The organism is Microbulbifer halophilus (assembly GCF_026183675.1).
Taxonomy (GTDB): Bacteria; Pseudomonadota; Gammaproteobacteria; order Pseudomonadales; family Cellvibrionaceae; genus Microbulbifer; species Microbulbifer halophilus.
The window spans coordinates 22786-31522 of sequence record NZ_JAPIVK010000043.1; the positions used below are offsets into that span (position 1 = coordinate 22786).

10 protein-coding genes are annotated in these 8737 nt (G+C 62.0%); 3 read left to right on the forward strand and 7 right to left on the reverse strand.

Going from position 1 to position 8737, the window contains the following annotated elements; all coding sequences use genetic code 11:
* Positions 1–90 precede the first annotated feature (90 nt).
* Both OQE62_RS17035 and OQE62_RS17040 read right to left on the reverse strand, forming a co-directional pair.
* Positions 91–735: a class I SAM-dependent methyltransferase gene (locus OQE62_RS17035; protein WP_265723249.1), complete on the reverse strand. Its 645-nt coding sequence runs from the start codon at positions 733–735 to the stop codon at positions 91–93.
* 1 nt (position 736) lies between these two features.
* Positions 737–1213, reverse strand: coding sequence for an Hsp20 family protein (locus tag OQE62_RS17040; protein WP_265723250.1), 477 nt, complete (start codon positions 1211–1213; stop codon positions 737–739).
* A gap of 146 nt (positions 1214–1359) precedes the next feature.
* Here OQE62_RS17040 and thpR point away from each other — a divergent pair, with 146 nt between their 5' ends.
* Complete coding sequence (thpR, locus tag OQE62_RS17045) at positions 1360–1953, forward strand: RNA 2',3'-cyclic phosphodiesterase (protein ID WP_265723251.1); 594 nt, start codon at positions 1360–1362, stop codon at positions 1951–1953.
* 132 nt (positions 1954–2085) lie between these two features.
* Here the strand turns inward: thpR and OQE62_RS17050 are convergent, their stop codons facing one another.
* Together OQE62_RS17050 and OQE62_RS17055 are read right to left on the reverse strand one after the other, a co-directional pair.
* Entirely contained in the window at positions 2086–3078 is a 993-nt protein-coding gene (locus OQE62_RS17050; RefSeq protein WP_265723252.1) for an AAA family ATPase, read from the reverse strand.
* Between the two features lie 143 nt (positions 3079–3221).
* Positions 3222–3419 (reverse strand): hypothetical protein, encoded by a 198-nt coding sequence (locus tag OQE62_RS17055; protein ID WP_265723253.1) that lies wholly within the window; start codon positions 3417–3419, stop codon positions 3222–3224.
* A gap of 129 nt (positions 3420–3548) precedes the next feature.
* On the opposite strand from OQE62_RS17055, the gene hpf reads away from it, so the two are divergent.
* On the forward strand, positions 3549–3905 hold the full coding sequence (hpf, locus tag OQE62_RS17060) for a ribosome hibernation-promoting factor, HPF/YfiA family (RefSeq protein WP_265723254.1): 357 nt from the start codon (positions 3549–3551) through the stop codon (positions 3903–3905).
* A gap of 93 nt (positions 3906–3998) precedes the next feature.
* On the opposite strand, the gene gorA is transcribed toward hpf, so the two are convergent.
* The gene (gorA, locus tag OQE62_RS17065; RefSeq protein ID WP_265723255.1) at positions 3999–5354 is read right to left on the reverse strand and encodes a glutathione-disulfide reductase; all 1356 of its coding nucleotides are present in this window, start codon (positions 5352–5354) and stop codon (positions 3999–4001) included.
* Positions 5355–5572: 218 nt separating this feature from the next.
* Between gorA and OQE62_RS17070 the strand changes: the two genes are divergently transcribed.
* Positions 5573–6073, forward strand: a complete 501-nt coding sequence (locus tag OQE62_RS17070) for a hypothetical protein (RefSeq protein ID WP_265723256.1) — start codon at positions 5573–5575, stop codon at positions 6071–6073.
* On the opposite strand, the gene OQE62_RS17075 is transcribed toward OQE62_RS17070, so the two are convergent.
* Positions 6074–7204, reverse strand: a complete 1131-nt coding sequence (locus OQE62_RS17075) for a TIGR01620 family protein (RefSeq protein ID WP_265723257.1) — start codon at positions 7202–7204, stop codon at positions 6074–6076. It lies immediately after the preceding gene.
* Complete coding sequence (locus OQE62_RS17080; protein WP_265723258.1) at positions 7204–8655, reverse strand: YcjX family protein; 1452 nt, start codon at positions 8653–8655, stop codon at positions 7204–7206. The genes OQE62_RS17075 and OQE62_RS17080 overlap by 1 nt, the downstream gene beginning before the upstream one ends.
* Positions 8656–8737 lie beyond the last annotated feature (82 nt).

Sequence of the window (8737 nt, forward strand, 5' to 3'; positions counted from 1 at the left end):
GGACCGATAGCGCGAGGCCGATACGGATCGCGGGGCGGCACCCGGCGGCCATGCACACAACGTATGGAGCAGTTGTCTGTCAGGGCGACCCTACGCGAATTGCTTGCGCAGAAAAATCACGTCGCTGCCGGCGAACTGCAACTCCGCAGAAAACCGCTCCGCCAGCCAGCGAAACGTCTGCACACTGAAAAAACAGATATGGGTCGGGTCGCGGATATAGTGCCAGTTGGCGAAGCGCTCCCGCGAAATTACCAGTTTGGTCATCAACGCCATCAGGCCACCGGGACGCAGACGCTCCCAGAGCCACTGCAATTCCCCGGCGGGGTCGGCCAGGTGCTCGACCACTTCGGTGGCGACGACAAAATCGTAATCCCGCTCCACGGCACCGCTATCCGGCGCAAAATAAGTGTCGTAGAGCTCGACCCTGTGGCCCGCCTCGACCAGCATCCTTGCCAACAGCGGCGCCGGGCCGCAGCCGAAATCCAGTCCGCGACTGCGCGGCCGGAGCTGCTCCAGCAACGGCTCCGCACAGCGGCCGAGAAAACGGCGATAGCCCGCGTCTTCGAGCGAGTTTTCATGCAGTTCGTAGTAGGCCTGTTCGTCGGCGGGAGAAAGGTGGTATTCGGCGGGCACGAAAACCAGTGCGCACCCGGCGCACTGATGGTAGCTGCGAAATTTATCGCGGTGATACGGCTGTGCCGCCGGCTGGCGGCACAGGGGGCATCGCTCGGTCAAGTCAGGCCGCTTCGGAGTCGGATTTTTTCTCCGCTTCTTCGTGCTGCAACAGACTGCCGCTGCTGATTTCGATCTTGCGCGGCTTCATTGCCTCGGGAATCTCACGCACCAACTCGATGTGCAGCAGGCCATTGGCGAGCTTGGCATCGGTCACCTTGACGTGATCTGCCAGCTGGAAACGGCGCTCGAAATTGCGCGCGGCGATGCCGCGATGCAGGTATTGGGTTTCACCTTTCTCTTCCGCTTTCCTGCCGGTGACCGTCAGGCGGTTCTGCTCGAGCTGGATGTCGAGCTCGGACTCCTCGAAACCGGCCACCGCCATGGTAATGCGGTAGTTGTCCTCACCGGTCAACTCGATATCGTAGGGCGGATAGGAAGGCTGCTTCTGCTCACTGGTAGTCATCGCATCCAGCAGGCTGGCCATACGATCGAAACCGATTGCAGAGCGGTACAGGGGGGAAAAATCTACATTGCGCATAGTCATATCCTCAATTCAGAGCAATATTTGGCGTTTGCCCGTCCGCAGACCGGGCGTTGGTCGGGGGCACCTCGCTTGAGCCTGCCGCCCGTACTCTGTAAATAGGGCCACTGCAGAGGGATTCAAGAGGGAGTAGGGAAAAATTTATGGCACCGGGAGAAGCTGAAGTGCCGGCGGGCTATTCGCGACTGTTCATCGGCGTCCGGCCGGATGCCGATACCCAACACTTTCTGGATGGACTGGTGGGTCACTGCAAGCGGCAGCTGGAAACCGGGCAACTCGAGAGCACCCGCTGGACCAGTCACCTCAACCGCCACCTGACGCTCGCGTTTCTCGGCGAGACGCCCGACGGCCTGATTCCCCGGATAGCGAATCGCCTCCAGCAGATCGCCGGGCGACAGCCCCGCTGTGAGGGCCGCATTGCCTTTCTGCAGCCGTTTCCGCAGCGGCGCTCGCGACTGCTGGCCGCGGAACTGCTCACCAACCCGGAACTCGACCGGCTCCACGAGGCCTGTCGCCGGCTGATGATGGAGCTGGGCATGCGACCCGAGAGCGCCGCCTATCGGCCGCATTTCACCCTGGCGCGCAACAGGCGTGGCTTCCCGGGGTTCGAGCCGCTGCCGGCCGACTTTATCGCCGCACTCGATAACCTCGTGCTGTACCGGAGCCGGCCGGCAGCGGGCGGCAGCCAGTACCTGCCGCTGTACGAGGCACAACTGGCCGGGGCTCCGGCCACCTGACACGAAAAAGCACCCGGGAGGGCCTGGCAATGGAGGCTCTGCGTACCGGCCCGGGCCGCCGGGGGTTCGCATCCCGGAAACCGGGGCTCATAAAAGAAGCCCGCTTCGAGCGGGCTTCTTTGTGGTGGATATTCAGTCTTTCAGGTGGTCCAGAACATACTCCGGGTACATCACCAGGCGCGGTCGCGACAGGCGCCGGCCATCGAAGATAAATACGTAGCGGACACCGTCGTCGTCAGCCGGAATGGTGCGGCGGAATTTCCAGGTGTTGATCTCGTAGGTCTGGCGCCCGGCCTCCACCGGCGCCACCAGGCGATACTGGTTATGGCCGAGGAACTCGAACGGAATCGATTCGCCCCGCGTCGGCTCCAGATCCAGGGTGCGGAAGGTATGCTTGCCCTCCTCACCGTCGGACAGCAGTTTCTCCAGCCGCTCCTTCTCGCCCTTGACATACTCCAGCAGCTCCGGATCGATCTCGCGTGCCGGCTCGGCAGCTTTTGGCTGCGGCTGCGATTCCGGCTCCACCTCGGCAACGGACGGGGCCGGTACTTCCGGCTTGCTCACCGGCGCGGCCGCCTTCTCCACCGAGGCTGCGCGCTTGGCTGCATCCGCCTTGGCCAGCATGGTGTTCACCACCTTCTCGATTTTCCGCTCCTGATCGGCAATACGGCTCTCGCCCCGGGCAATCGCGCTCTTGGCCTCATCCAGCTCAGCCTGCAACTCCTTGTAGTTCTCGCGGATAAATTCCACCCGGCGCGTGCGGCTATCGACGCCCCGCTCCGCCATCTTGAAACCGTGCTTCGCCTTGTGCAGTGCGCGCTCGGTATCGGAGTTGCCCTTCTGCTGGTGCGCGCTCTGCGCCTGCTCCAGTTCGCTGCGACTCTCGTCGTAGTGCTGCCGGGCTTTCTCGAGCGACTCCTCAGCGCGCTTGAGCTTGTAGTCGTAGGACAGGATTTCGTTCTCGATATCCTCCATTTCAACCGCACGGTTTTCCTGCGACTGCTCCATCCGCGCGAGTCGATTTTTTTCCGCCGCCAGAGTCTCCTGCGTCTGTGCCGTGGCACCCGCACCCCCGATCACCAAAAGGCCCGCCAGAAACAGCGAGCAGTACCGCGTTACCGCCATAGTAAAGAACCTATTACCCGGTTTTTATAAATCCATAGGAAAAGCGCATCGAGGACACTTTTTGTACAAGCGTCCCATTGCATATGGCGCCAATTTTACGCAGCGACCAGCCAGCCGGCAATGACCGATCGTCGAGCGGTCGCCTACGGTCGGTAAACGGCGACCATCGTTGCGCCATATTTCACCCAGGCGACGATATCGCGAATTTTTTGTGACATTTTGCCTTCACAACGCTTGATTTTTTTTGGCGCGCCAGCATTATGGGTTCTAGGGAGAAAGATCGCTGGACTCAGCGGAACTCCGGAACGGGCGTAAAACACCCAGCGCTGTTCAGTCAGCAAATACCCGTTGCGACCTCTGCTTCCGGAACCACTGTCGAACGCGGCAACTCCCTATAGGGCGCCCTACCTTCTTTTCAGCAAACCGCATACGCGGCCTGCAAGGTTCCTTTTAACCGGAGGTAATTGCCCATGAAATCCGCGCCCAACGATAACATCGTGTTCCGGGATATCGATAAATCGGCTGCCCTGGCCGACACCGTATCGAGAAAACTGCACAAACTGGAACGTTATTGTGGCGACATTATTCGAAGTCGCGTAGTTCTGGAGGCCCCTCACCAACACAAAACCAAAGGCAAGCAATACAAGGCCTCAGTCGAACTCGCGCTGAGCGGCAACCCCGTAACCATCAGCAACCAGAACGAATCCATTCACCGCGCGGTCAACAGCGCCTTCGAGTCGGCCGAGCGCTGCCTGAAGGAACGCAGTGAACGACGCAAGACCAAGCGGCACCAGGGGCTCGCCCCCATCGCCGATACCGTCGAGTAGACCGATCCGTCAATAACGAACCAAGAGGCGATGCCGCGGCATCGCCTTTTTTGTGCCTTTGTCAGAGCCCGCCCGGGCTCTTGCACAAAGCCCTCAGGCTACCGGGTTGCGCATGGTGACGAATTCCTCGGCCGAGGTGGGGTGAATGCCGACAGTCTGGTCAAACACCGCTTTGGTGGCCCCCGCCTTGATCGCCACGGCAATCCCCTGGATGATCTCTCCCGCCTCCGGGCCCACCATATGGGCACCGATGACCTTGTCCGTGGAGGAATCCACCACCAGTTTCATCAGGGTGCGCTCGTCGCGGCCGCTCACCGTGTGGCGCATGGGTTTGAAATCCGCCTTGTAGATGGTGACGGCAAGCCCCGAATCCCTGGCCTCCTCTTCCGACAGGCCCACGGTGCCGATATTCGGCTGGCAGAAAACCGCCGTGGGGATATTGTTGTAATCGATCTCGGCCGGCTTTCCGGTCCGCAGGTGCCCGACCAGCGCCATCGCCTCGGCCAGCGCCACCGGCGTCAGCTGGGGTTCACCGGTCACGTCGCCCAGGGCATAGATGGAATCGACATTGGTGCGAAAATTGTCATCGACCGAGATGGTGCCGTCCCGGTGTGTGACCACGCCGAGCTCTTCCAGGCCCAGGCCGCGGGTATTCGGGCGGCGCCCGGTAGCGTAGAGCACGGTATCGACCGCCAGGGTTGCACCGCCTTCCGCATGCACCAGAAGGCTGCCGTCCTCCTGTTTCTCTATCGATTCAATCGTCTGGTTGAAATGGAGCTGTACACCTTTTTTCCCGATTTCATCGCGCACGAAATGACGCACATCGCGATCGAAACCGCGCAGGAAAAGCTCCCGTCGGTAGGACAGATGGGTCTCCGCGCCCAGCCCGGCAAAGATGCCGGCGAACTCCACCGCGATATAGCCGCCGCCGACCACCAGAATACGCTGCGGAAATTCGGGCATGGAAAACACTTCGTTGGAAGAGATGGTGTGCTCGCGCCCCGGGATGTCCGGCACAAACGGCCAGCCGCCCGTCGCCACCAGGATACGCTCGGCGGAATAGCTCCGGTCGCCCACCGCAATCCGCTGCGGGGCCTCGAACCGTGCGCGGCCATCGATGACGGTGACGCCGGCGTTCGCGAGCAGGTTGCGGTAGATGCCGTTCAAGCGGCCCACTTCAGCGGCGTTGTTGTCGCGCAGCGTGGGCCAGTGGAATTCGGCGTTGCCGGCGCGCCAACCGTAGGCCGCGGCATCCTCGAACTCCTCCCTGTAACCGCTGGCGTAGACAAACAGCTTTTTGGGCACACAGCCGACATTGACACAGGTGCCGCCCATATAGCGATCTTCGGCTACCGCTACCCGCATTCCGGCATTGGCGGCCATGCGCGCAGCGCGCACCCCGCCGGAACCGGCACCAATCACGAACAGATCAAAATCAAATTCCGCCAAAACAGGCTCCCAATCACTCATTAAGGTAATATCGATGGCAAATCGCCGTTCTTTTAACCGATTTTACTCGACATGTAGTTTATTGATGCTCAATTGGTACAATTATGACAGTTCCTACTTAATACCTGTTGACATCGTCTTGTGCATTCGATATTCATTGTGACACTTGTCACAAAAAGAAGCCTGTTAGCGAAAACAACAAATCATGGGCCACTAAAATGGACTTCCTCTCTTTTCCGCTCCAAAGAATCCTGTGCCTGCTGTGCCTGCTGCTCGCCTGCGGCCCGGGCCACGCCAAGAGCCACCCCTCGTACCTGACCCCCAAATACTGCGAGAGTGTGGTCGAGCAGTTTGTCGATGCCGGCATGCGCAGCCTCGACACCTATGTCAATGAACACTTCGATCCCCGCTTCGGAGGAGGCATTCGCAACACCATCAATTTCCTCGAACAGCGGGAAGGCTGGTTGAGCGAATGCAACGACTATCTGCTCGATACCAACCAGGGCAGTATTTTCTACAGTGAAAAGCTCACCCGGGAGATCTTCATCGCGATGAATGAGCTGGCTACCGAACTGCAACATGTACGCGAAGGTGTCGAATATCCGGACTCGGCTGGCAACAACAATCCGGCACCGTTCATCAAGCGCCACTTCCAGGATCTCGCGGAGCTGGTGGATCAGCACCATACCCATATACTGATGAAAAAGCAGTTCCAGTAATCACTGCCGGGACTCATCGCCGGCTCCCCGGGTATTCTTCATCAGGGCGTCGGCGAGTTCCCGCTCGCTGTTTTTACCCAGCATCTGCTCCTTGAGACTGGCGGCAATGCGCCGCGTGAGCGCACCGAGCCGCGGACGCTGTTTTTCCGAAAAGGGAACGGGCCTGCAGGCGTGTACTGCGGCGAGGCCGATACGCGCCATAAACAGGCTGGCGCCCATGCCCTGCCCCAGCCGCGCGGACACGCTGCTCAGTACGCTGTCGCCCACCAGCTCCGGCCACAGCTCGCTGATGGCGTACTCGCTGGCGCCGCTGTAGGCAATCAGGGCGAGCACCTTCTTGAACAATCGCCAGCGCACCACGATGGACGGGCGCACACCGTAGATCTGCGCCACATCGTCGATCATCCGCAGGGATTGCCGCAGCGCCACCAGGATATCCAGCGTTGCAAAGGGACTCAGCCCCACCAGTGCGCCGGTGGTGGTGCCGTGTCGCACTATGCGACGGAGCGCCTCCTGGTCCAGGGCCTCGAAAAAAGTCACTTCCAGGTGGTGCAGCAGCTCGCTGCTATCGTAGTAATCCGGCGTTTTCTCGAGCACTCGGCTCAGCAGTACTCCCTGGGGCTTGCCGGCGAAGTGCTCCGCCAGTTCCCGGCGAAATGGCGACACCTGTTCACTGCTGCGACAATCGCGCAGTTCGGCCGCCAGCTCCTGCGTTTTCTGCAGTTTGCGCAGCGGCTTTCCGGCGCGGAAATACTCCCACACCGCACTGACGATGGTGGCGCAGAAAGCGGCAATCACCACACCCGCCAGCGCGCCCAGGCTCCAGTGAATATTCGTCGCCCAGTTGAATAGCTGGCGCAGCTCCCAGGCAACGGCGGCGCCCGCCAGACCGAGTGCCGCCAGCAGTGCCGGTTTCCACAGGCGCAGGCGGAATACCGGCAGCCGCAGTTCGGTAAAGGAGACCCGGTCCGGCAGGGATTCGCCGGTGGTGATCGAGCGCGGCATTTCCCCGCCCTCCCCGCTCAGGGACTCGACCCGGGTGGAGTCGCGATGGATCGATTCCGTCTCCGGTTCGTCGAGCGCCTCGATGTGCGTCTGCCGGCGTCGGGGCTTTTCTTTTTTCTCACTCATCAGACCTTGTCTCCCAACAGCAGATTAAGGAGTGCGTCGACGCGGATATGGGGGATGCACTGATCCGCATCCATACCCGCCGGCGGGCGCAGCTGCGGCGGCGCCGCATCGGCGTAGTGTTGCCAGTCCTCCCCCTCGCGCGGCAGCCGGGCAAAGATCTCGGCATTTTCAAATCCCAGGTAGTGCCCCCCCATATCGTGGCCCACCAGCATGTGGCGGCCGTTGCGCAGGCTCTCGTTGGAGCAGCGCACCGCCGCAATCGCCTCGCAGAACAGCGGCAGACCGCGGTGGCGCGCACCGGCGAACGCCTGCTGCAACTGCTGCCCCAGCAATTGGCGCAGGGCATCGTGGTCCGCGGCCAGGACCTGGTCCACCTTGGTGGCGGCGAACAGCAGCCGGTCGACCCGTGGCCGCCAGAGTTTGCGCAGCGGGCCACTGCTGCCATAGCGGAAAGTGTCGGCGATATGGCCGAAGGCCAGCCGCATATCGTCCAGCGCCTGTTCGCCGGCGAACAGGGTGCCGATCATGTCCACCAGCACCAGTTGCCGGTCCAGATGGCGGAAGTGGCTCTCGACGAAAGGCGTCACCTCCCCCTCCACATAGTCGCGATAGCGGCGGGCGAGCGTCTGGTAGTTGCTGTCTTGCGGCAGTTCTTCCAGCTCGTCGACGGAGCGGTTGCGCAGATCCAGCAGCGGCAGTACGCCGTACTCCCTGTCGTCGAGCAGGGCGCGGCCCGGCTGGAGATAGCTGAGTTTGCGCCGGCCGCGGCAGTCGAGCAGAAACTGCCGGTAGTCGCGCCACAGTGCCGAGAGTTTCGCCTCTTCGGCGGTGGCGGTGGGGTCCAGCGCCGCCAGTTGTGACAGCGGCCCGGGCGCCAGCCCCGCGCGCGCATCGCCGTCGATCAGGTGGGCCTGCTGGCGGCACCAGTCGCGATAATCGAGGTGCAGCAGCGGCAGGTCCATCAGCCATTCGCCGGGATAGTCGCGCAGTTCCAGGATCAGGGTGCGGGTGCGGGCGCCGCCGAGCCGGCGGCGGTGACGCAGGTGGATATGCAATTCCATTGCCGATACGTCACGGGTGCTCTCAGGCCACCGGGGCGGCTGGGCCATCAGCGCATCCAGACACTCGGCGTAATCGAATGGCGGCAGGCCGGAATCCAGCGCCGGCTTCAGTTCCGCACCCAGCAGGTCGCCGTTCAGGGCCGGGGCGAACCCCGGCAGTTGCGCCCGCTGCGGGTGGCTCAACTGGTAGATCAGGCTGGTCAGGAGAGTGGACTTGCCGGCGCCGCTGAGGCCGGTGATGCCGACACAGACGCGGCGATCGAGTAGCCGCTCCGCGGCCCAGTGGGACTTCTCCTGCGCTTCGCGGCGCCACTGCCGCCATCTGTTCCGCAGGCGCCGGCCGCGCCCGGCCGCCTGCTCACTGTCGCTGCTCGGACCGCTGTCGCTCATCGGGCAATTCCATCCGGAAGGGGTATAAAGGTAAAGAATCGGGTAGGAGGCGGGATTACCCCCGCCGTCCTCCCACACCACC